The organism is Stenotrophomonas sp. LST15-1-1.1, from assembly GCF_040815575.1.
Classification (GTDB): Bacteria; Pseudomonadota; Gammaproteobacteria; order Xanthomonadales; family Xanthomonadaceae; genus Stenotrophomonas; species Stenotrophomonas lactitubi_B.
This window is the reverse complement of record NZ_JBFPNJ010000030.1, coordinates 48,020-70,423: the sequence shown is the minus strand read 5'-3', so window position 1 is coordinate 70,423 and position 22,404 is coordinate 48,020. Positions and strand designations below refer to the sequence as shown.

The window sequence follows — 22,404 nt, the reverse complement described above, 5'->3', positions numbered from 1 at the left end:
CCTTACGCGATCTGGCGGGGGCTGTACTGAACAACAGCCTTGCCGGCAATGAACAGGTCATCGGGGGCAGCATATGGCGGGAACAGCAGGTCGGCGCTGACGATGTAGACCCCATCGGACCGGCGCTACAGGCCCTTGATCTGCGTTTCGCCGCCAATGTTGATCACGTAGATGGCGTCACCATCGAAGTAATCGACGGCGGTATCGACCATCACCACGTCACCATTGTTGATGACGGGTGCCATGGACGGGCCTCGACCAGGGATGAGTTTGAGACGACCAAGCTGGGGCAGGAATCCAAGGCGTTGCCGGATATCCCACTCTGCATAGTCCATGCTCCGGATCACTGCCGGGAACTCCTCATTCACCACACCCACTCCCACTCACGCGTGCCATTGGCCCCTTCGTCCGGGCCGGTGAACGACAGCGACATGACTGCATCGCCCACGCGCTGATCGGACAGGCAGGCCAGCGTCCATGCGAATGGTTCTTCCCATGGGTTGCCGAAGAACTCCACGTGCAGGCCGCCGTACAACGGCGCCACGGTCACCCGTTCCTGCAGCGCTGCCCACAGCGGGCCGGCCGGGTCCTGGATATCCAGCTCATGCTCGGCGGCACTGTCCAGATTGAAGGCATGGATGCCTTGCTGCAGCGCCAGCAGCTGCTGCTGCGCGTGGTCGAAGGGCGGAACTGTCATGTGTGCATACCGGACGTCCGTGTGATGCGCCCGATGATAGCGCTGGCTCGATGGCGGTGGTCTGCGGCCCGTGATCGGTTGCTTGATATTCCTCACGGTCGAGCAACTCCGGCAGCCCCCATACTGGCGCCCTCCGCTCAATTCTTACAAGGAAGCCGACCATGCGCCGCCACCGCTTGCCGTTGACCGCCGCGCTGCTCGCCAGCGCCTTCACAGCACCGGCGATGGCCGCCGTGCCGTTCTTCAATGCCAGCTGCCCCGGTGGGCTGGATGTCCATGCAGACGAGGGCGGGCCGGTCTACGTGCAGGGCCGCGAGACCACCCTCAAGCGCTTCAACGATCGCTATTTCGAAGCGCGCGATGCCAACAGCGGCACCACGCTTTCAATCAGCACCGGTGACGACGGTACGCCACAGGTCAGCTACACCGGGCGCGGCGGCGCCAACGGCATCTGCCAGGTCAGCAACAACGGCACGCCGGCGGCTGCCGTGGAAGGTGGCAGGCACCACCGTGATCAGGATCGCGATGACGATGAAGCACTGCCACGCGAGGTGACCTGCGAATCCACCGACCAGCGCCAGGTGTCCTGTGACATGGACACGCGTGGCAACGTGGAGATCGTGCGCCAGCTCAGCCGTACCCGTTGCGAGCAGGGCAGCAACTGGGGCCTGTCGCGGCATTCGGTCTGGGTCAACGGTGGCTGCCGCGCGACGTTCCGCAACATGTCCAAGGCTGCAGCCAACGCGCCAGCGGGCGATACCGCGCTCGGTTCGTGCAATGCAAGCAAAGGCGCACAGGGCACGCTGGTGACCCAGGTGCCGGTCGGCACCGATTACCAGGAACTGATCATCGATTATCCCGATGGCCGTTTCCTGTGCATGATGCGCAACGACGGCCGGGTGCAGAGCGTGACGCCGATTCGCCGCCGCGGGGGTTGAGCTCATCGTGCCTGCAGCCCTAAGGTGACCACCCTTACACCCGTCTGGCGGCACCACCATGTCCCATCTTCTGGCCAAGGCAGCCGAGAAACAGGATCTTGACCGAATCGACGCATTGCTGGATGCGGGTGCCGATATCGAGTGGCAGCACAAGGGCACCGGACGTACTCCGCTGCTTTCGGCTGTGATCGCCGGAAAGACTGACTCGGTGTTGCGGCTTTTGGACCGTGGCGCCAACATCCAGCACGCCTGCACGGCGGTGGGCTTTACCGCAATGGGATGGGCGGCCGAGCGCAACGACGCAGACATCGGACGCCTGCTGATCGCACGCGGCGCCTCGCTGGACGCGGCCTCCCCGGAACTGCATCGCACACCGCTGATGGTGGCGGCACAGGGCGGTCATCTGCCGATGGTCGAGCTGCTGCTGGCTGGCGGTGCTGATGTCGAACGCGTGGATTTCGAAGGACGTAATGCGCTGTCGCTGGCCGAAGCGCGCGGGCATGCGGCTGTGGTGCAGTGCCTGCAGGCAGCGGGCGCGCAGATGCCACCGATGTTGGAGGAGGCGCCGCCGCTTGCGTGGCCTGAACCGGCCGCAGAGGGGGAACCGGCATCAGTGGTGCGTGGCTATATGCTGGCCTGCAATGAGTGGGAAACGCGTGGTTACCGTGATGCCAAGGTCGGTGGAGTCCTGCTCGGTAGTGCAGCATTCCAACAGGAGCGCGCGGACATCCTCGCGGCCTGGTGTACCGACCGGAAGCGGGTGTATTCCACGGGCATGTCGGTGGGCAATCCGCCGGTGCACGTGCCGGAGGACCTGCTGGCCGCGGTCGGTCAGCCGACGGCCTCCAAGGCCGAAGTCCTGGTACGTGACCATGCACAGAAATCCCGCGCGCTGCGTTACGAGCGCCTGTTCGTGCTCAAGCGCGTGGCTGGGCAGTGGCGGATCGACATGCTGAAGAAGCGCCTGTTCCGCACCGAAGCGTGGTCGTCGGCGATTCTCTGAGCACGGCCCGAAGTGCCGTCAGCCGGCGGCGTTGTACAGCACTACCCACGCCAGCATCAGGGCGAACATGCCGGCGAACGTCAGGCCAAACCACAGCGCCGCCACCTTCACGTTGCCGATCAACGCTGCCAGCATCCGCTGCGGCTCGCTCTTCAGGATCGGATATTCGGCGTGTGCCTTGCGCAGACGCTGCCAACCCAACCCGAGGAATACCAGGGTCGAGAACGGCACCAGCAGGAGCGTCGCCTGCATCAGCCAGCCATTCGGCGACGCATCCATCGAGCTGCTCAACAGAATCGCAAAAGCGGCGATGGGCAGCGCCCCGATGAAAAAGCGCGGCCAAGCGGTGTTGATGAAGGGCGACATCGCAATCTTCCATGAAGGGCGGTCGGGTCCGCGCGGCATCATGCCATGCGATGGCCCTGCTGCACCGCCGCGAGTGGTGTCACATGCGTCTGGCTAGACTGTGCTTCTTTTTCGTTCGCAGGAGGCACCCATGGCCCATCATCCCGCCGTTACCCTGATCGGCGTCCCTACCGACATCGGCGCGGGCCATCGCGGCGCGCGGCTGGGGCCGGAAGCCCTGCGCGTGGCTGGCCTGCCTGAAGCCCTGGAAGCGCGTGGCGTGGACGTGCGCGACCTCGGCAACCTGGACGGCCCGCGCAACCCGTGGACCGCGCCGGTGCAGGGCTACCGTCACCTGGACGAAGTGGTGGCGTGGAACCACGCGCTGATGGAAGCCAGCTATGCCGAGCTGCAGGCCGGGCGAATGCCGATCATGCTCGGTGGCGACCACTGCCTGGGCATCGGTTCGATCACCGCCGTGGCACGCTGGTGCCGGGAACAGGGCAAGGACCTGCGCGTGCTGTGGCTGGATGCGCATTCGGACTTCAATACCAGTGAGGTGACCCCGTCGGGCAACATCCACGGCATGCCGGTGGCCTGCCTGTGCGGCCTTGGCCCGGATGCGCTGACCAAGCTGGGCGGTACCTCGCCGGCCATCAAGCCCTCGCAGATGCACCAGATCGGCATCCGTTCGGTGGACCCGGAAGAGAAGCGCCTGATCAAGACCCACAAGGTCGATGTCTACGACATGCGCTACATCGATGAGAACGGCATGAAGCGCACCGTGGAAGCGGCGCTGGCCGGCATCGACGAGAACACCCACCTGCACGTCAGCTTCGATGTCGATTTCCTCGACCCGAGCATCGCCCCGGGCGTGGGTACCACCGTGCCGGGCGGGGTGAACTACCGCGAAGCGCAGCTGGTGATGGAGATGATCGCCGACAGCGGGCGCATGGGCTCGCTGGATATCGTCGAACTCAATCCGCTGCTGGACAACCACAACAGCACCGCCGAACTGGCCGTGGATCTTGTGGAAAGTCTGTTCGGGAAATCGACCCTGATGCGCGACTGAGACGGCCCAGCCTGAACGGTTGGACGAACCGTTCACACGCGCTCCACGCCCCTGCCGCCAGATTGCACCTCACGCGGCAGTGTTGGCTTCGCACCAGCCTGCCGCCCCGATCACTACAACCGAACCCCGTGATTGAGCGGTGTAGCGGCAAACCCAAGGAGAAGCCCATGAAGCGCGTAGTTGCCCTGATGCTGTTGTCGATGTTCTCGGTGGCCCTGCTGGCCGGTTGCAACACCGTTGCCGGTGCCGGCAAGGACGTGCAGAAGGCTGGTGAGAAGGTTGAGGATGCTGCCAAGGGCAACTGAGCCTGAGGTGGTGCGCAGTACGGAAAAGGCCGGGATCTTCCCGGCCTTTTTCATGCGTAATTGCCAAGTGTGGACGCCGCGTGTGGATGCGTAGTGAACCATTCAAGCAGGTGAGCAGCGTTTTCATGGCCGGTTGACCGTGCTTCAACGTGCACTGCGCGATGCTGCAGCCACGGTAACAACGCCGTTGCATTCCAAGGAAGCCTCAGCAATGAACAAAGACATCATTTCCGGCAAGTGGTCCCAGCTCAAGGGCAAGGCCCAGGCGAAGTGGGGCGATCTGACCAATGACGATTTCGATGTAGCCGAGGGCAATGCCGAGTATCTGGCGGGCCGCCTGCAGGAGCGCTATGGCTGGGCCAAGGACCGCGCCGAAACCGAAGTGCGCGATTTCGAGAAGGCGATGCACAAGGATTACCCGGACTACAAGTAACCGGGCACTGCACGCCTGCGTTCTGCCCCCACACACAACGCCCGTGCCGGAAGGTGCGGGCGTTGTGTTGTGTGGCCCTCAACGTGCCGGCGGGTCGGGCACGTAGCGGTTGGGGAAGGCCTGCGGCTGGCGGTCCAGGCGCGACGGCGAATCGAGCAGGATGCCGCGTGCGCGCAGGTTGCGGGCGCTGTCGTAGCGCAGCTGCAGCACCTGTGCCGGGCTGCGGGTGGCGCGTTCGAAATCGGTATCGCGCACCGAGGAACTCTCGCGCGCACCGTGGCCGGTGCCGAGCGCAGGTGCCTGCGACTTGGCCGAGTAGCCTTCGATACGGCTGGCGCTGGCGTCGGCGGCCGCCGAGGCTTCGGCCGCCGCCGGTGCCGGCCCGGCGCGCTCGCGCAGGATCGGCTGCGGACGCGGGTACCAGCGGCGCGCTTCCTCGAACACTGCTACGCCAACCACGCCGACGTTGTCGGGGCGGCCGGTGCGGCTGGCGTAGCTGCCGCTGGGGCTGCTGAAGACGAACTGGGCCACCTCGTCCTGGGTCTTGCGCCAGCCGGTGATGTCCGCGCGCTGGCCGGGGTTGAGCACGTAGCCGGTCTGCGACGGATCGGCATCTTCGCCGGAGATGGCGTTGACGCCGTCCACCGACAGCACCACCAGCACCCGGCGCGGGCTGTCGTTGTACAGGCGCACCGCATAGCGGTGGCCGCGCTCACCGGCCACCCAGCGCTGGCCGTCGGCCGGGTAGCTGCGCAGCTCGGTGCCGCGGTCGCGGTCGACCAGGGCCACGCGCACCGGGCCGTCCTGCGGCACCGGCGGGGGCAGCGGGGCCGGGCGGAAGCCGGCCAGGGGCAGGATCAGCAGCAGGGGCAGCAGGCGTTTCATCGGGCGTCTCCAGCGGGGTTGGGTGAATGAACGTGCCGGGGGCCCTGACGGGGTTGACCGTGTGCACGGTAAACTGGCGCCGTTCATAGAAGGTTTCCGTACGCAGTCATGACGACCCGAGTCCTTACCGGCATCACCCCCTCCGGCACGCCCCACCTGGGCAACTACGTTGGCGCCATCCGTCCGGCCATCGCGGCCAGCCGCGCGCCGGACATCGAGAGCTTCTTCTTCCTGGCCGATCTGCACAGCCTGATCAAGTCGCAGGACCCGCAGCGCACCCAGCGCGCGACCCTGGAGATCGCCGCCAGCTGGCTGGCCTGTGGCCTGGACCCGGAACACGTGTGGTTCTACCGCCAGAGTGACATCCGCGAGACCACCGAGCTGATGTGGTTCCTGACCGCCATCGCCAGCAAGGGCATCCTCAACCGCGCCCATGCCTACAAGGCGGCGGTGGACAAGAACCGTGAGGAAGGCCAGGACGAGGACGCAGGTGTCAGCGCCGGCCTGTTCATGTACCCGGTGCTGATGGCGGCCGACATCCTGATCTTCAAGGCCAACCAGGTACCGGTGGGCCGTGACCAGATCCAGCACATCGAGATGGCGCGCGACTTCGCCCAGCGTTTCAACCACGTGTACGGCAAGGAGTATTTCCCGCTGCCGGACGTGGTGATCGACGAGCAGGTGGCAACCCTGGCGGGCCTGGATGGCCGCAAGATGAGCAAGAGTTACCACAACACCATTCCGCTGTTCGTGCCGCGCGAGGAGTTGAAGAAGCTGGTGTTCTCGATCCTGACCGACTCGCGTGCACCGGGCGAGCCGAAGGACACCGAAGGTTCGGCGCTGTTCCAGATGTACCAGGCGTTCGCCACCCCGGAACAGACCGCCGCATTCGCCAAGGCCTTCGCCGACGGCATCAGCTGGGGCGATGCCAAGCAGCAGCTGTTCGAGCGCATCGACAGCGAACTGTCGCCACTGCGCGAGCGCTACAACGCGCTGATGGCCGAACCGGAGAAGATCGAGGCACTGCTCAAGCGCCGTGGCCAGCAGCTGCGTGAGCAGCTGGCGGCACCGCTGCTGGAAGAGTTGCGCCATGCGGTGGGCCTGCGTGATCTGTCCGATGCCGGCGACATCGCCAGCGAAGATGCCGGTGAAGCCCGCGCCGCGCCGCCGCTGTTCAAGCAGTACCGCGAGAAGGATGGCCGCTTCTACTTCAAGCTGACCGCAGGCGACGGCACGCTGCTGATCCAGAGCGAAGGCTTCGACTCGCCGCGCGATGCCGGCCAGCTGATCGCCGTGCTGAAGCAGGCCGAGCAGGGCGACCAGCTGCAGAGCGATCTGTTCAAGCTGGAAGCCGAAGTCGATGCGGTGCTGGCGGCGCTGGCCGTGCTGCGCGAAGCGGCCTGACCTGCACCACCTTTGTAGAGCCGAGCCCACGCTCGGCTTTGCTTTGCATATGTAGCGCCGAGCCCACGCTCGGCTTGGCGGAAAAGCAGCCGAGCATCGGCTCGGCTCTACAGGGCATTGCGGCCATGGCATGATGTCCGCGCGCCCCTGGCGCGATGACATGGAGTCTGCAATGGCCTGGTTGTCGCTGCTGCTGTTCCTGCCCTGGTTCATTCTGCTGGGCAGCCTGTACTGGCTGTTCCCGCGCCAGCCGCGTACCACGCGGCGACGCCTGTTCGATGGCGCCACGCTGGCGCTGGCGCTCGCCCTGAGCATCGTGGCCATGCTGTGGGGCCACCACATCGGTCTGGTACAGCCGGGCGCCGGACCAATCTGGCCGCAGGTGCTGGCGGTGCTGTATGCCTATGGCGCGTTCCTGGCGGTGCTGGTGATGGCCTTGTTGCTGCGGCCGCGCTGGTTGCGCCTCTGATGTAGCGCCCCGCGTGTGCCCTCTGTAGAGCCGGGCCCATGCTCGGCTCATGTCTGGCAGAAAGGCAGCCGAGCATGGGCTCGGCTCTACGGAATTGCCCCCTCCGACCAAAGCCGCATCGATCACGCCATGCTGGCGCGCCTACCATGGGCCTCTGTTCCCGATCCTGCCAGGTGCGCGTCGATGACCGCCGATCCCAGCATCCACACCATCGATACCGGTTTCCAACGGCCTGATTTCGATGCCGCCTACCTGATCATCGAAAACGGTCGTGCCGCGTTCGTCGACTGCGGTACCGGCCTGTCGGTGCCGGCGATGCTGCAGGCCTTGACCGACAACGGGCTGGGCGTGGAGGCGGTGGACTGGCTGCTGCTGACCCACGTGCATCTGGATCATGCCGGCGGCGCTGGCCTGCTGATGCAGCAGCTGCCGAATGCGCGTGCGGTGCTGCATCCGCGCGGCGCGCCGCACATGATCGATCCGACGCGGCTGATTGCCGGGGCCACCGTCGTCTATGGCGCCGAGGAAATCGCCCGCAGCTACGGCCGCATCGAAGCGATTCCCGAGCATCGCGTGGTGGTGGCCGAGGACGGCCAGCGCATCGACCTGGCAGGCCGCGAGCTGGTGCTGCTGCATACCCCGGGCCATGCGCTGCACCACTACTGCGTGTGGGATGCGCGCAGCCGCAGCTGGTTCACCGGCGATACCTTCGGTATCTCCTACCGCGAACTGGACAGTGCGCAGGGCGCTTTCATCTTCCCCACCTCATCGCCGGTGCAGTTCGATCCGGACGCGATGAAGGCATCGATCCAGCGCATGCTCGGCTACGCACCACAGGCGATGTACCTGACCCACTACGGTCGTGTCGAACAGGTCGAAAAGCTGGCCGAGGATCTGTTCGAACAGATCGATGCGATGGCGGCAATCGGCCGCCAGTGCGACGGCCGCCCCGATCGTCATCGCTGCCTGCAGGCCGCGTTGCAGGCGCTGTACCTGGAGCGTGCACAGCAGCATGGCTGCGCACTGGACCAGGCTGCGGTGACCGAGGTGCTGGCGATGGATATCGAACTCAACGCGCAGGGCCTGGCCTGCTGGCTGGACCGCGCGTCGCGGTAGATCCGCGCCACGCGTGAATGCCGCCGCGCGCAACCCGCGCCGTCATTGCACTGTCACGTTACACTCTGGCTATTCCCAAGCCTGCCGTGGTACTGCCGTGAACCCGATGCGCGTGTTGCTGCTGTCGTCCTGCCTGTTCGTCGGTGGCCTGGCCCATGCGGCCAATGACCTGCCCGGCGGCGGCATCGATCCGCAGGCGCTGTCGCGTCATGTGCGCGTGCTGGCATCGGATGAATTCGAAGGCCGTGCACCGGCCACCGAAGGCGAAGAACGCACCGTGCAGTACCTGATCGAGCAGTTCCGCAGCTACGGCCTGCAGCCGGGTGGCGTGGACGGCAGCTGGGTGCAGCCGGTGCCGCTGGTGCGCGCGCAGCTGGATGGCCCGGCCAAGGCCAGTCTTGCCCTGAAGGGCGGCAAGCGGGCGCTGGCCAATGGCGTGGACGTGACCCTGCAGAGCCTGCAGCCGCGCAGGCGTGTGCAGATCAAGGATGCGCCGCTGGTGTTCGTCGGCTACGGCATCGATGCGCCCGAGCGCCATTGGAACGACTACAAGGACGTGGACCTGCACGGCAAGATCGCCGTGATGCTGATCAACGACGCCGACTTTGAAGCCGATGCGCCGGGTGCGTTCGATGGCAAGGCGGTGACCTACTACGGCCGCTGGACCTACAAGTTCGAGGAAGCCGCACGCCGTGGTGCCGAAGGCGTGCTGATCGTGCACGAGACCGCACCGGCCGCCTACGGCTGGGCCACGGTGAAGAGTTCGGGCACCTCGCCGCTGTTCGATATCGAGCGCGGCCAGGCCGAAGCGATGGCCCAGCACACGCCGCTGCGTGGCTGGATGCAGCGTGAGCTGGCCGAAGCAATTTTTGCCGACGCGGGCCTGGATTTCGACACTGAGAAGCGCAAGGCGATGAGCGCGGACTTCCGTCCGGTTGCGCTGGACAACGCCAAGCTGAGCGTCGATTTCGCGCTCAAGCGCGAGCAGGTGGTGACCCGCAACGTGGTGGCCAAGCTGCCCGGCGGCGAGCACGCCGATGAGGCGGTGATCTTCTCGGCGCACTGGGATGCCTTCGGCATCGGCCAGGCCGACGCCAAGGGCGACCGCATCCGCCGCGGTGCGATCGACAACGCCACCGGCGTGGCCACCGTGCTGGAACTGGGCCGGGTGTTCGCCGCCGGCCCGCAGCCGCAGCGCACCCTGTACTTCGTCGCGCTGACCGCCGAAGAGAAAGGCCTGCTGGGCGCCAGCTACTACGCCGCGCACCCGCTGGCGCCGCTGGACAAGACCGCTGCGGTACTGAACATCGAGATGTTCAGCCCGGATGGTGCCACCCGTGACATCGCCTCGTGGGGCAAGGGCCGGGTGTCGCTGGAAGGTGACCTGGAACGCGTGGCCAAGGCCCGTGGCCGCAGCTACAGCCCGGACCCGAATCTGGAAGCCGGCTTCTTCTATCGTGCCGACCACTTCGCCTTCGCCCGCCTGGGCGTGCCGGCGATCACCATCGGCCCGGGCCTGGACAAGCTGGACGGCGGTGTCGAGGCTGGCCGCGCGCTGCGCGAGAAGTACTTCGCCGACTGCTACCACCAGGCCTGCGATGCATGGACGACGAGCTGGGATCCGGCCGGTCACGCGGCCGATACCCTGCTGGTCTACGACCTGGGCGCGGAGCTGGCCAACAGCCGTCGCTGGCCGCAGTGGGAGAAGGAATCGGAATTCCACGGCGCCCGCGAGAAGAGCGAAGCCGCCCGCCGGTAAGCGCACGGCAACGGCGGCCTCTGCTGGCCGGCAACCTCATGAACCTTCCGAAGGGATGTGCAGTTGCCGGCCAGCGGCTGGCACTTCCACGTCTTCAGCCGCGCTGCCGCGCCGCAGCAGCGTCCACGCGGAAAACAAAACGGCCACCGGCATTGCACCGGTGGCCGCGATCGCTACGGCGCGCTTACTTGCGGGTGCCGTCGAGCCAGTTGGGGCCCTTGTTGGTGAGGAAGAACACATAGACCACCAACGATACCGCGATCGTCGCGGTGACGTAGATGGCAAACCAGTCCACGTGGCCGGTCTTCAATGCGCCCTGGTACAGCAGCGGCGCGGTACCGCCGAACAGCGAGTTGGCCAATGCATAGCCGAAGCCCACGCCCAGCGCACGGATGTGGGTGGGAAACAGCTCTGCCTTCACCACGGCATTGATGGAGGTGTAGCCGGTGAGGATGACAAAGCCCAGGGCCAGGGTGAGGAAGGCGAGGGTGGCATCGTGCTGGTGCGGCAGCTGGGTGATCAGGTACCAGCTGTACAGCACGCCGCCCACGCCGAAGAACACCAGCAGGCTCTTGCGGCCGATGATGTCCGACAGCCAGCCGCCCACCGGCTGCAGCACCATCAGGAAGGCCAGTACCCCCAGGTTGATCAGCGTGCCGGTCATCGGATCGTTGCCGGCGAAGGCGCTCTGGATCATCTTCGGGCCGTTCACCGAATAGGTGTAGAAGGCGATGGTGCCACCGGCGGTGATCAGGAAGCACAGCAGCAGCGGACGCCACTGGTGCACGAACAGTTCGTACATCGAGCCGGACTTCTTGTCCTTGCCCTCGCGCGCGGCTTCGATGGAGGATTCCGACAGCGATTCGTCCATGCCACGGCGCAGCCAGAACACGACCACGGCGGCGATGCCACCGATACCGAAGGCGATGCGCCAGCCCCACTCGGAGATTTCCGGCTTGGCCCAGAACGTCAGCATCACGAACAGGGTCAGCTGGGCCAGCACATGGCCGCCCACCAGGGTGACGTAGTGGAACGAGGACAGGAAGCCGCGGCGGCCGGGAATGGCGGCCTCGGACATGTACGTGGCACTGGCACCGTACTCGCCACCGGTAGCGAAGCCCTGCAGCAGACGCGCGAACAGCAGGATGATCGCCGCCCAGATGCCGATGCTGGCAGCGGTGGGGGTGATGGCGATGATGAACGAGCAGAAGGCCATCAGCGTGACCGACACGGTCAACGCCAGGCGACGGCCATGACGGTCGGCGAAGCGGCCGAAGAACCATGCGCCGATCGGGCGCATCAGGAACGTCGCGGCGAAGATCGCCCATACGTACATGGTGGAGTTCTTGTCTTCTGGCGAGAAGAACTGCGATTCGAAGTACACGGCGAACACCGAGTACACGTAGACGTCGTACCACTCCACCAGGTTGCCGGCGGAGCCTTTGAGGGTGTTGGAGATGGAACGCCGCAGGGCGGCGCCATCGCTGGCGGGTACGGCGGGTTGGGACGTGGTGCTCATCTGGGTGGAAATCCTCGATGCGGTGCGTCCATGCGGGAAAGATCGGTGCCAGGGGCGCGCAGTGCGCTGCCGGCCAGCCTCCTGGGTACTGCATCCCACGTCAACGCCGGGTGCCGGAAGGGCGGGCGGGACATGGATGGATGACAGCGTGCCACTACACGGGCTGCCGGACCATAACCAAAACGTCCTAAAATCCCGGTTCCCCCAGCTCCCTGGTGTGTCATGTCGGCTCCCCCCGTTCCGTCTGCGGCTGCCCCACGGGGCGGCCTTGTCGTGCTGGCATTGCTGCTGGTCTACGTGGTCTGGGGCTCGACCTACCTGGGTATCGCCAAGGCCCTGCACGGCGGCGCGCTGCCGCTGACGATGGTTTCCGGCAGCCGGTTCATCATTGCCGGCGGCGTGATGTACCTGGCGCTGCGCCTGTTCTGGAAGATGCCGCGGCCGAGCCTGCGGCAGTGGCGCAACCTGGCCATCATGGGCGTGACCATGCTGGTGCTGGGCAACGGCATGGTGGTGCTGGCCGAGCGCGAGGTGTCATCCGGCCTGGCCGCCACGGCGGTGGCCTCGGTGCCGCTGTGGATGGCGTTGTTCTCGGCCCTGCGCGGGCAGCATGCCAGCAAGGGTGAATGGCTGGGCATCGCCGTTGGCTTCGTCGGCGTGGTCTGGCTCAACGCCGGCAGCAGCCTGACCGCATCGCCGACCGGGCTGGTGTTGCTGCTGATCGCGCCGGTCGGCTGGGCGTTCGGTTCGGTGTGGGCACGCGGGCAGGACCTGCCGGGGCCGTTCATGACGGCCGCCGGGCAGATGATCTGCGGTGGCGTGCTGCTGGTGGTGATCGGCCTGGTCGTCGGCGAGCGCCCCACCACGCTGCCCGATAGCGGTGGCCTGCTGGCGATGGCCTACCTGTGCGTGTTCGGTTCGATCGTGGCGTTCACCGCCTACGTCTGGCTGCTGCAGAACGTGCGCCCGGCGCTGGCCGGCAGCTATGCCTACGTCAATCCGGTGATTGCTGTCCTGTTGGGGGCTGCATTGAATGGTGAACGCTTTGGTTGGCGCGACTTCCTGGCCATGGCGGTGATACTTCTGGGTGTGGTGGTACTGACGATGGCAAGGACACGCAAGCGATGAGCATGGACGAGAAAGAACAACGCCGGGGCCTGCTGGTCACCGCGTCCACCTTCGTGCTGTGGGGGCTGGTGCCGGTCTACTGGCATCTGCTGAACGAAGTGCCGTCGTTCCAGATCATCGCCCACCGCATCATCTGGAGCACCGTGCTGGTGGTGGCCTGGCTGCTGATCGCCTCGCGCTTCGGCTGGTGGAAGAAGATCGCCGCGCAGCCACGCGCGCTGCCGATCCTGGCGGTGTCGAGCCTGACCATCGCCTTCAACTGGGGCCTGTACATCTGGGCGGTCAACGCCGGTCACGTGATCGAGACCAGCCTGGGTTACTTCATCAACCCGCTGGTGAACGTGCTGCTGGGCGTGCTGGTGCTGAAAGAGCGCCTGCGCCGCGTGCAGTGGCTGGCCGTGGCCATCGCTGCGGTGGGCGTGGCCTGGTTGACCATCGATGCGGGTACGCCGCCGTGGATCGCGCTGGGCCTGGCCTGCTCGTTCGGCCTGTACGGCCTGCTGCGCAAGCTGGTGTCGGTCGATCCGGTGGCCGGGCTGGGCGTGGAAAGCCTGTATCTGTTCCTGCCGGCGCTGGGCTTCGCACTGTGGGCCGAGAACGGACATGGCGGCGGTTTCTTCGGCGGCTGGGGCTGGGGCAACGATCTGTTGTTGATCTTCGGTGGGGTGGTCACGGCGGTGCCGCTGATCGGTTTCGCCTACGGAGTGAAGCGCATTCCGCTGTCGCTGGTCGGCATCCTGCAGTACATCGCACCGAGCCTGCAGCTGCTGCTGGGCGTGTTCTTCTTCCACGAGGCCTTCGACACCGGCAAGGCGATTGGTTTTGCGGCGATCTGGGCCGGGTTGATCCTGTTCGTCGCAGACAACATCCGCACGATGCGCGCGGCGCGGGGTCGGATCCCTGCGCAACGCGGAGGGCTCTGACCCCGAACCCTGGAAAAGCGCTGGGATCCGACCCCGCAAAAAAAGAACGGCGCCCCGAGGGGCGCCGTTCTGCTTCCATCCACGGCCAGGAGAGAGTTGGCCGAGGCGGGAACGCGGCTGCAGGCTTAGAAGCGCTGCTGGTACTTCATGTACATGAAACGACCGATGTCGAAGCCACCGTAGTAGGTGAAGCTGCTGTTCGGCTGGCTGTACATGATCGGACCCTGGTGGTCGAACACGTTGTTCAGGCCCAGCGACACGGTGCCATCCCACGGCAGGCTGTAGCGCACCTGCAGGTCGTGGAAGGTGTTGGAACCCACCTTGCGGCTCGGCTGTGCATCGGTATACGGCGAGGAGAAGTCGGCCATGTTGCAGTCCGGGCCACCGCCCAGATCGTACGAGCAGGCTTCCTTCATGCCCGAGTAGTAACGGGCGGTCCAGCCGATGCCCAGGTTGCCGTACTGCCAATCCAGGTTGACGGTCGAACGCACGCGGAAGTCGCCGGCCCAGCCCACGCGCTGTTCCACCGGCGTGGTGGCGGCGCTGTCGTTGCGCTGCTCCAGGTAGTCGGTGTAGGTGGTGTTCCAGTTGATGGCGAACTTGCCGTACGCGGTTTCCGGCAGGCGGTAACGCACACCGATGTCATAGCCGGCGGTTTCGCGGTAGCCGGCGTTCACCAGCGAGCGATCCAGCGCCGAGACCTGGCCACGGGTGGCCGCAGCGGTGGAACGGGTGAAGCGACCGCATGCCGAATCCACACCCTGCACGTAGCACTGGTTGAGGATGTCGGTAGCCGACTCGCCGACGATGGCGTTGTCGATGCGGATCTTCCACCAGTCCAGGCTGACATCCAGGCCCTGCACGAAGTCCGGGCTGTAGACCAGGCCGACGGTCCAGGTCTTGGCGGTTTCCGGCTTCAGTTCCGCGTTGGAACCGGAGTTGAAATCGGAGGTGGCCTGCTGGCCCGGGCGGTTGGCAAGGTTGCCGTCCGAACCGGTCTGTTGACGGAAGTTGGCCGGCACGTTCAGCGCCTGGCAGCGTGCTGCCACGGTCGGGCTGCTGGCGGCGATGCCGAACTTCGTATCGCACGGATCGGTGAACGAATCGCGGCTGGACACTGCGCCGCCGTAGAGATCGTCCACGGTGGGGGCACGGAAGCCGGTGCCGTAGGTCGCACGCACCAGCAGGCTGTCGATCGGCTTCCACTTCAGGCCGAACTTGCTGTTGGTAGTCGAACCGAAGGTGTTGTAGTCGGTGTAGCGACCGGCCAGGTCCAGCGACAGCTCGCGGGCGAAGGCCATGTCGGCCAGCAGCGGCACCTGCATTTCCAGGTAGACCTCGTTGAGCGAGTAGTCGCCACGCGTCGGCTGGCCGGTGGTACCGGCGATCTGGCCCTTCTGCACCATCAGGTCCGGGGTGTAGCTGGCTTCTTCGCTGCGGTGCTCGAAGCCCATCGCGCCCATGATGTCGCCGGCCGGCAGGGTGAACAGCGAGCCGGAGATGTTGGCGCTGGCGACCTTGGTGGTGCTGCGCATCTTGTCGACGAAGCGGGTGAACAGGTAGTCCTGTACGTCCTGGTTGCCCAGCGAGCCCGGGCCGGTGTAGCCCATCGGCGCGGCCGGATTCCACGGCACGCAGCCGGCGATCACCGCACCCGGCGTACCGCAGCGGGCAACGTCGCCGTCCATGAAGGACGGGCCGACGGCCAGGTTGACGTGCGGCTGGTACATGCTGCCGGTGCCGACGCGCTCGCCTTCATTGCGGTTGTACATGTAGCTGACGTTCCAGTCCCAGTAACGCGAACCGGTTTCGAAGCTGCCTTCCAGGCCGAGGCTGGCACGCTTGGTTTCCAGCGTGTTTTCGGTACCGCGCGGCAGCTCTTCGGTGCGGTGCGAGAACAGCACGTCCTGGCCCCACTTGTTGAAGGTGCTGTCCTTGGACAGCGCAGCGCGCGTGCCGTTGCGCGACTGCGCAGCCGAGACCGAGTACGGGTAGCCGGCCAGGTGCTTGGTCGACTCGCGCTTGCTGTACAGCGCGTCGGCGACGATGCGCAGGTTGTCGGTGATCGAGAAGCCGCCGTTGGCGAACACCGAGGTGCGCTCCAGGCCGCTCAGCAGGCTCATGTTGGTCTTGGCGTTGGCGCCGTCGGCCGGGTTCGGCGTGTGGAAGTTGCCAGCGCTGCTCGGGTCGCCGCCCGGGCCAACGGTCAGCGGCTTGCCACCGACGGTAACGGTGCCCCACTGGGTGGTCGGGCTCAGCGCGTCGACGTCGTCGGCGTGGCGCGGGCCACCCGGGTAACGGCTGAACTCGCGCGCATCGCCGAGGATCTCGTCTTCCTTGGTGCGCTCGGCGCCGACGCTGAACCAGCCGCGGTCGAAGGTCTTGCCGAAGGTGGCGCTGTAGGAGCGCTTCTGGCCGTCGCCTTCACCGTACTGGCCGACATAGACGCTGGCTTCGCCACCGTCGAAGTTCTTGCGGGTGATGATGTTCACCACGCCGGCGATGGCGTCCGAGCCGTACAGTGCCGAAGCGCCGTCGGTCAGCACTTCCACGCGCTCGACAATGGCGGACGGAATCGAGGCCAGATCGGAGTAACCGCCGGCGCTGACGCCCATGCGGCGACCATCGATCAGCACCAGGCTGCGTTCCGGGCCGAGGTTGCGCAGGCTGACATACATGCCGCCGAAATCGCGCGAGGAGCTCAGCGAGGACGAACGGCTCAGGCTCGGTGCGCCGGCTGCAGTGACGTCCTGCAGGATGTCGGCAACGTTGACGTAGCCCTTCTTCTCGATGTCGGCGCGGTTGAGTGCCACCACCGGCTGCGCGGTCTCGACACTGGCCTGGCGGATGCGCGAGCCGGTGATCTCGATGCGGTCGAGGTTGGTGGGGGTATCACCGGCTTCCTGTGCGAAAGCGGGCGTGGTGCAGCTGGCGGCCAGCGCGATGACAATCGCGTTGCGCAGCGGGGTGGTCTTCAGGGACATCCGTGAAATCTCGTGTTTCAGAAAAAACATGCGTCCGTTCTATGGACGCGTGGGGTGCTGCAAACCAACGTGGGGGCCGGATTCTAGAGTGTTTTCATTGGTAACTGTTTGTCCGCGCGCGCTGTAACGCCGCGAAAATGAATCGCAACCAACAATCCACAGGTGCACTGTGCGCAACGTCACGCGCGTTGTGTCTGCGATGGGCAGAGGCATCGATAGCGGCACGAAACCGGCACGCTTGAGTGGTTGCAACAACGCATCGCAGTACGTACGTCGCTATAAGTTGTGGTATCCCGTCCCGCATGAAATGCTCTTCGCGTTGTCGTCGAGAGAAGGAGATGAAGGGATGAAAGGATGATCCACCTCGAAGAGGCACGCCGCCGAGTGGAGGCTGCACTTGCCACCGACGATGAGCCGGTTGTCATCACGCACGAGCATGAAGTCGTCGAAGGCTGGCTGTTCTATTTCCAATCGCTGCGCTACCTGCAATCGGGCGAGATATCGGATGCGTTGGCCGGCAATGGACCGATCTTCGTCGACAGGCATACGGGCGAGCAGCACGCGCTGGGCACGGCATATGCGCCGGAGGAAGCCCTGCGCCAGCATCTGGCCTCGCGTGCCTCGCCAATTGAAACCACGTCGGTGGACTTCTGAGTTCGGCAACGAAAAAGGGACGGAGCCTTCGCTCCGTCCCTGCGCAATGCTCATTCAATCAATGCCTGGTGCTCAGGTCTCGCGCAGTGCCGTGGTGATCGGCAGCCGCGCGGCGCGCAGTGCCGGGAACAATCCACCGACCAGGCCGATGCCCAGCGCCCACTTCAACCCGCTCCACAGCAGTTCCGGCGATACATGGAACTTGAACACCACCGCGCTGAAGTTGCTGCCGATGGTGGACACGCTGTAGCCGTTGAACAGCAGCCACGCGACTGCACAGCCAAGCAATCCGCCGAGCAGCGCCAGCAGCATGGTTTCCAGCATCACCGCAGTCACCACCGGCAGGCCGCGGAAGCCGATCGCACGCATCGTGGCGATCTCGCGCGCGCGCGTGGCCACGGCGGCATACATGGTGTTGAGCGCGCCGAACACCGCACCCACCGCCATGATGGTGCCGATCACCTTGCCGAGGATGTCGATCAGCTTGGTCAGCCCGCCACCCTGCTTGCTGTAGTAGACGCGGGTGGTTTCCACGTCCAGCTTCAGGCGCGGATCGGCGGCGACGGCGGCCTTGAACTGCTCGAAGCCGGCCTTGCCATCGGTGCGCACGCTGATCGACTGCCAGGCACTGCGCTGATAGGTGGTGGCCAGCGTGTCGGCGTCGGTCCACAGTTCCGAATCATGCGCATCGCCGGTGGCGAACACACCTACGACCGTCCAGGTCTGGTTGCCCAGGGTGAGCGTTTTGCCAACGTCCATATCGCGGAACTGGCTCTTGGCACCCTGGCCGACCACGATCTCGCGCAGGCCGGCGGCGAACCGGCGGCCTTCGACGATCTTGACCTTGTCATGCACCGCCCACGCCTGCGGGCCGACGCCGCGGAACTGCGCGTTGACGTCGGTGCCATCGGCCTTGGACACCAGGTTGACCACCTGCGAGAGCTCCGGTGACAGCAGCGGCCGCCCCTGCGCATCGCGGGTGATGCCGGGCAGGGTGGACAGCGTGGGCACCTGTTCGCGGGTGATGACCGAGTTGGTCTCGGCCTGCGAACCGCCGCGCAGCACGATCGCGGTGGTGTCATCGCCGGTGTTGTTGAGCGTTGCCTGGAAGCCTTCGCCCATCGCCAGCATGGCCACCAGCACGCCGACCACGCCGGCGATGCCGACCACGATCACCGAGGACGCGCCCCAACGTTGCGGCAGGCTGGCAATGCCGATGCGGGTGGCGGCCAGCGCCAGCCGTCCACTGCGGGTGAGCGCCAGCCACAACCCCACCAGCACCGCGATGGCCAGCACGCCGATCCACGGCAGGCCGATCCACACCGCCAGGCCGACGGCCAGCAACAGCACGGTCACCGCGTTTCCCAGCCACTTCTTGAGCTTGTTCATGTCGGTGTCCTCTTCAGCGGCCGGCGAGCGCGTCGACGATCTTCAGGCGCTTGGCACGCAGTGCGGGCAGCAGCCCGACCACGATGCCGATCACCACGATCAGGACGATGCCCACCAGCCAGGTCGGCGTCGGTACGTGCGGTGGCAGCATGCCCATGCTCTTGGGGCTGATGGCCGGCAGGATCAGCGCTGCCAGGCCCATGCCGATCAGTCCGCCGAGGCCGATCAGCAGCACCGATTCGACCATCACCAGGGTCAGCACCGTGCTGTCCTTGAAGCCCAGCGTCTTCAGCGTCGCCAGTTCCGGAATGCGCTCGCGCACCGCCTGGGCCATGGTGTTGCCGGTCAACAGCAGCAGGGTGAAGAACACCGCGCCCATGATCGAGGTGACGATCATGCCGATGTCGGCGAATTGCTTGACGAACGCCTGCTGGAACGCCGACTCGGTCTGGGTCTTGGTTTCGTGGTCGGAGTTGGCCGAGATCGCATCGATGGCCTGCGCCACCCGCGACGACTGCTCCGGGTTGTCCAGCGTCACCGTGTACCAGCTCACCTGGTTCTTGATGTAGTCGTTGGACTCATCGAAGTACTTCCAGTTCATCATCAACTGGCGTTCTTCGTTGGCCGCCAATGCACGATCCTTCGAGCGGTAGATGCCCTTCAGTTCCAGCGGCCAGTCGTTGCTGCCGCCACGCGGGAAGATGGTGGCCTGCAGCGGGATGGTGTCGCCGACCTTCCAGCCGAACTGCTTGGCCAGCGTCTCGCCGACGATCGCACCGGTGCGGGTCTGCTGCCAGTCCTGCAGCTGCGCCGGGTCGATCTGCAGTTCGCGGTAGACATCGAAGTAGTTCGGTGCCACCGAGAAGTTGGGGAAGAAGTTCTTCGGGTCCTGGTAGATGCCGCCGAACCACATGCCGTAGGTGACATCGCGCACGCCACTGACCTGGCGGATCTGCGCTTCAAGGCGGATCGGCAACGACTGGGTGATCGACAGGCGCGAGGCTGTCACCAACCGGTTGGCGCCTTCCACACTGCCGCCGGACGAGAACGCCACGCGTACCGAGTCGAGCATGCCGAACAGCAGGAACGCGGCCACCACCGACAGCAGGGTCAACAGGGTGCGGGTGCGGCTGCGGAACAGCTGCGCCCAGACCAACGAGAAGTATTTCATCGCTGTGGCCTCCGTCAGTGGGCCAGCGGGGCGTCAGCCAGCTCGCCCTTGTCCAGGTGCACCGTGTGGGTGGCGTACTCGGCGGCCTTCGGGTCATGGGTGACCATGATGATGGTCTTGCCGTGTTCGCGGTTGAGCTGCTGCAGCAGGCCCAGGATCTCTTCGGCGGACTGGCGGTCGAGATCGCCGGTCGGTTCGTCGCAGATCAGGAAGGTCGGGTCGGAGACGATCGCGCGGGCGATCGCCACGCGCTGCTGCTGGCCGCCGGACAGTTCGTTGGGGCGATGGCTGCGGCGGTCGGCCAGGCCGACCAGGGTCAGCGCGATCTCGGCGTTGCGCTTGCGCTGCGCCGCACTGAGGTGGGTCAGCAGCAACGGCAGTTCCACGTTCTTCTGCGCGGTCAGCATCGGCATCAGGTTGTAGAACTGGAACACGAAGCCGACGTGATGGCTGCGCCACGTCGACAGCTGGCCGCCGCTCATCTGGTCGATGCGCTCGCCTTCGATGCTGATCTCGCCGCCCGTGGGGTTGTCCAGGCCGCCGATCAGGTTGAGCAGGGTGGTCTTGCCGGAACCGGACGGGCCCATCAGCGCGACGAAATCGCCGCTGGCGATATCCAGGTCGATGCCGTGCAGCACCTGCACTTTCTCGGGGCCACGCTGGTAGGTCTTGGTGATGTTGCGCAGTGAAACCAGGGTCGACATGGGTGGTTCTCCACGGAAGGCGGGAAACGGGGGAGCGCACCGGCGGAGGCCGCGGGCGTGCGTCGAGCGGTGCTGCCGGCGGCGCCCGTGGGCGCCAGGCCGTTACTGCGCTTGTTTCTGTTGCACCTTGGCGCCATCGCGCAGGGTGTCCGGCGGGTTGACCACGACCGACTCTCCCGCGCTCACGCCCTTGAGGATCTGGCGGTCCTTGCCCATCGCCTGGCCTGCCTCGACCGTGCGTTGCTGCACGCGGTTCTGGTCACCCAGCACGAAAGCCACCGAGGCGCCCTCGCGCTGGACCACGGCACCGCCCGGCACGCGAACGCCCTGCGGCTTGCTGGCCGCCTGCGGCTGCGCCTGTTCCAGGAAGCTGACCCGCACGCCCATCTCCGGCACGATGCGCGGGTCTTTCACTTTCAGTGCCACCCGCACCTTCACCGTGGCCTTGCCGCGGTCAGCGGTGGGAATGATGGCGATCACCTCGGCCGGGATCTTCCAGTCCGGATAGGCGTTGAGCGTGGCTTCCACCGGCATCTTCGGCTGCACGCGGCCGATGAAGGCTTCGCCGACCTCGACTTCGATCTCAAGCGATTCCATGTCGACGATGGTACCGATGCCGGTACGGGTGAAACCGCCACCGGCCGACAGCGGCGAGACGATCTCGCCGGGCTGCGCGGCCTTGGCGGTGACCACCCCGGAGAACGGCGCGCGCACGATGTTGTTGTCGACGCCGAGATCGGCGATGGACAGCTGGTCGTTGGCCACCTTGACGTTGCGCCGTGCGGTTTCCAGCTGCCCACGCAGGCTGTCACGCTGGGCCACGGCCTGATCGTACTGCGAACGCGAGACCAGCTGCTGGCCGACCAGCGCCTGCAGGCGGCTGGCCTCGGCGGCGGCCTGCTTCTGCTGGGCTTCCAGACCGACCACCTGGCTGCGCGCGGCCTGCAGCTGCGAGGCATACAGGCTGCGCTGCGCGTCGGCATCGATCGGGTCCAGGGTGGCCATGACCTGCCCCTGTTCCACCCGCATGCCTTCTTCGATCATCACCTCGCGCACCTTGCCGGTGATCTTGGCCGACACCGTGGCCATGCGCCGTGCGACGACGTAGCCGCTGGCATCGAGCACCGAACTGCTGGCGCTGCCCTGCTGGATGGCCACGGCCGGCGCGGTGTCCACTTCCACGGTGGGCGTGCGGCCGAACAGCGCGAATGCACCGCCGGCCAGCAACACGATGATCACGACCACGGCGACCCACAGCCAGCGGCGGCCACCACTGCCACCACTGGAGGCAGGCGGCGGCGACTTGCGGTCGATACGGAGTTCCTTCAACAGCTCGGCAGAAGCGTTCATTCGTTCCATCACAGGCGTTCGGGCGGGTGTGACCGGAAGGGCAGGCAGCGGCGGTTCCGGCGGTGGAGCGTGCGGCACAGCATGAAGGCAGGTGCATCGGTGATGGCAGTGACAGCTGTCATCCGATGTCATTGACGGCGGCAACTGCGAAATGTG

Annotated in this window: 22 protein-coding genes; 12 read left to right on the top strand and 10 right to left on the bottom strand. The window is 65.9% G+C overall.

What is annotated here, in order from left to right:
• Window positions 1-125 precede the first annotated feature (125 nt).
• Together MRBLST15_RS15155 and MRBLST15_RS15150 are read right to left on the bottom strand one after the other, a co-directional pair.
• Window positions 126-335, bottom strand: a complete 210-nt coding sequence (locus MRBLST15_RS15155; protein WP_088100779.1) for a S24 family peptidase — start codon at window positions 333-335, stop codon at window positions 126-128.
• Window positions 336-364: 29 nt separating this feature from the next.
• Window positions 365-697 (bottom strand): hypothetical protein, encoded by a 333-nt coding sequence (locus tag MRBLST15_RS15150; protein WP_367786557.1) that lies wholly within the window; start codon window positions 695-697, stop codon window positions 365-367.
• A gap of 161 nt (window positions 698-858) precedes the next feature.
• Here MRBLST15_RS15150 and MRBLST15_RS15145 point away from each other — a divergent pair, with 161 nt between their 5' ends.
• Both MRBLST15_RS15145 and MRBLST15_RS15140 read left to right on the top strand, forming a co-directional pair.
• Window positions 859-1,635, top strand: a complete 777-nt coding sequence (locus MRBLST15_RS15145) for a DUF3011 domain-containing protein (protein ID WP_312706065.1) — start codon at window positions 859-861, stop codon at window positions 1,633-1,635.
• A gap of 58 nt (window positions 1,636-1,693) precedes the next feature.
• Window positions 1,694-2,638, top strand: coding sequence for an ankyrin repeat domain-containing protein (locus MRBLST15_RS15140; RefSeq protein WP_367786555.1), 945 nt, complete (start codon window positions 1,694-1,696; stop codon window positions 2,636-2,638).
• Between the two features lie 18 nt (window positions 2,639-2,656).
• On the opposite strand, the gene MRBLST15_RS15135 is transcribed toward MRBLST15_RS15140, so the two are convergent.
• Window positions 2,657-3,004: a hypothetical protein gene (locus tag MRBLST15_RS15135; protein ID WP_088100734.1), complete on the bottom strand. Its 348-nt coding sequence runs from the start codon at window positions 3,002-3,004 to the stop codon at window positions 2,657-2,659.
• A 130-nt stretch (window positions 3,005-3,134) separates the two neighbouring features.
• Between MRBLST15_RS15135 and rocF the strand changes: the two genes are divergently transcribed.
• The 3 genes from rocF (at window position 3,135) to MRBLST15_RS15120 (ending at window position 4,793) form a co-directional block, all read left to right on the top strand.
• Window positions 3,135-4,055 carry an arginase gene (gene rocF / locus MRBLST15_RS15130; protein WP_049464163.1) on the top strand — a complete coding sequence of 307 codons (921 nt, stop codon included), beginning with the start codon at window positions 3,135-3,137 and terminating at the stop codon, window positions 4,053-4,055.
• Window positions 4,056-4,222: 167 nt separating this feature from the next.
• The gene (locus tag MRBLST15_RS15125; RefSeq protein ID WP_019661832.1) at window positions 4,223-4,360 is read left to right on the top strand and encodes an entericidin A/B family lipoprotein; all 138 of its coding nucleotides are present in this window, start codon (window positions 4,223-4,225) and stop codon (window positions 4,358-4,360) included.
• 211 nt (window positions 4,361-4,571) lie between these two features.
• Window positions 4,572-4,793 (top strand): CsbD family protein, encoded by a 222-nt coding sequence (locus tag MRBLST15_RS15120; protein WP_025878332.1) that lies wholly within the window; start codon window positions 4,572-4,574, stop codon window positions 4,791-4,793.
• A gap of 78 nt (window positions 4,794-4,871) precedes the next feature.
• Here the strand turns inward: MRBLST15_RS15120 and MRBLST15_RS15115 are convergent, their stop codons facing one another.
• Window positions 4,872-5,678, bottom strand: coding sequence for a hypothetical protein (locus MRBLST15_RS15115; RefSeq protein WP_367786552.1), 807 nt, complete (start codon window positions 5,676-5,678; stop codon window positions 4,872-4,874).
• A gap of 108 nt (window positions 5,679-5,786) precedes the next feature.
• On the opposite strand from MRBLST15_RS15115, the gene MRBLST15_RS15110 reads away from it, so the two are divergent.
• The 4 genes from MRBLST15_RS15110 (at window position 5,787) to MRBLST15_RS15095 (ending at window position 10,426) form a co-directional block, all read left to right on the top strand.
• The gene (locus MRBLST15_RS15110; RefSeq protein ID WP_099819623.1) at window positions 5,787-7,082 is read left to right on the top strand and encodes a tryptophan--tRNA ligase; all 1,296 of its coding nucleotides are present in this window, start codon (window positions 5,787-5,789) and stop codon (window positions 7,080-7,082) included.
• Window positions 7,083-7,254: 172 nt separating this feature from the next.
• Complete coding sequence (locus MRBLST15_RS15105; protein WP_265952137.1) at window positions 7,255-7,551, top strand: hypothetical protein; 297 nt, start codon at window positions 7,255-7,257, stop codon at window positions 7,549-7,551.
• A gap of 183 nt (window positions 7,552-7,734) precedes the next feature.
• The gene (locus MRBLST15_RS15100) at window positions 7,735-8,667 is read left to right on the top strand and encodes an MBL fold metallo-hydrolase (RefSeq protein WP_367786549.1); all 933 of its coding nucleotides are present in this window, start codon (window positions 7,735-7,737) and stop codon (window positions 8,665-8,667) included.
• 106 nt (window positions 8,668-8,773) lie between these two features.
• Window positions 8,774-10,426, top strand: a complete 1,653-nt coding sequence (locus tag MRBLST15_RS15095; protein ID WP_367786861.1) for a M28 family metallopeptidase — start codon at window positions 8,774-8,776, stop codon at window positions 10,424-10,426.
• A 184-nt stretch (window positions 10,427-10,610) separates the two neighbouring features.
• On the opposite strand, the gene MRBLST15_RS15090 is transcribed toward MRBLST15_RS15095, so the two are convergent.
• A complete protein-coding gene (locus MRBLST15_RS15090) occupies window positions 10,611-11,945 on the bottom strand; it encodes an MFS transporter (RefSeq protein ID WP_099819627.1) in 1,335 nt (444 codons plus the stop codon).
• Window positions 11,946-12,167: 222 nt separating this feature from the next.
• Here MRBLST15_RS15090 and yedA point away from each other — a divergent pair, with 222 nt between their 5' ends.
• Window positions 12,168-13,073, top strand: a complete 906-nt coding sequence (gene yedA, locus MRBLST15_RS15085) for a drug/metabolite exporter YedA (protein ID WP_312705488.1) — start codon at window positions 12,168-12,170, stop codon at window positions 13,071-13,073.
• Window positions 13,070-13,996: an EamA family transporter RarD gene (rarD, locus tag MRBLST15_RS15080; RefSeq protein ID WP_367786547.1), complete on the top strand. Its 927-nt coding sequence runs from the start codon at window positions 13,070-13,072 to the stop codon at window positions 13,994-13,996. Before yedA ends, rarD begins: the two co-directional genes overlap by 4 nt.
• Before the next feature lie 125 nt (window positions 13,997-14,121).
• Here rarD and MRBLST15_RS15075 read toward each other — a convergent pair whose 3' ends face one another.
• Window positions 14,122-16,980: a TonB-dependent receptor domain-containing protein gene (locus MRBLST15_RS15075; RefSeq protein ID WP_265952132.1), complete on the bottom strand. Its 2,859-nt coding sequence runs from the start codon at window positions 16,978-16,980 to the stop codon at window positions 14,122-14,124.
• A 354-nt stretch (window positions 16,981-17,334) separates the two neighbouring features.
• Between MRBLST15_RS15075 and MRBLST15_RS15070 the strand changes: the two genes are divergently transcribed.
• Window positions 17,335-17,634: a YrhB domain-containing protein gene (locus MRBLST15_RS15070; RefSeq protein ID WP_367786545.1), complete on the top strand. Its 300-nt coding sequence runs from the start codon at window positions 17,335-17,337 to the stop codon at window positions 17,632-17,634.
• 72 nt (window positions 17,635-17,706) lie between these two features.
• Here MRBLST15_RS15070 and MRBLST15_RS15065 read toward each other — a convergent pair whose 3' ends face one another.
• The 4 genes from MRBLST15_RS15065 to MRBLST15_RS15050 form a co-directional block, all read right to left on the bottom strand.
• Window positions 17,707-19,023, bottom strand: a complete 1,317-nt coding sequence (locus tag MRBLST15_RS15065; protein WP_089241407.1) for an ABC transporter permease — start codon at window positions 19,021-19,023, stop codon at window positions 17,707-17,709.
• 13 nt (window positions 19,024-19,036) lie between these two features.
• Window positions 19,037-20,194, bottom strand: coding sequence for an ABC transporter permease (locus tag MRBLST15_RS15060; RefSeq protein WP_312705484.1), 1,158 nt, complete (start codon window positions 20,192-20,194; stop codon window positions 19,037-19,039).
• A gap of 14 nt (window positions 20,195-20,208) precedes the next feature.
• Complete coding sequence (locus MRBLST15_RS15055; RefSeq protein ID WP_025878346.1) at window positions 20,209-20,898, bottom strand: ABC transporter ATP-binding protein; 690 nt, start codon at window positions 20,896-20,898, stop codon at window positions 20,209-20,211.
• A 102-nt stretch (window positions 20,899-21,000) separates the two neighbouring features.
• A complete protein-coding gene (locus MRBLST15_RS15050; protein ID WP_367786542.1) occupies window positions 21,001-22,248 on the bottom strand; it encodes an efflux RND transporter periplasmic adaptor subunit in 1,248 nt (415 codons plus the stop codon).
• Window positions 22,249-22,404: the final 156 nt, after the last annotated feature.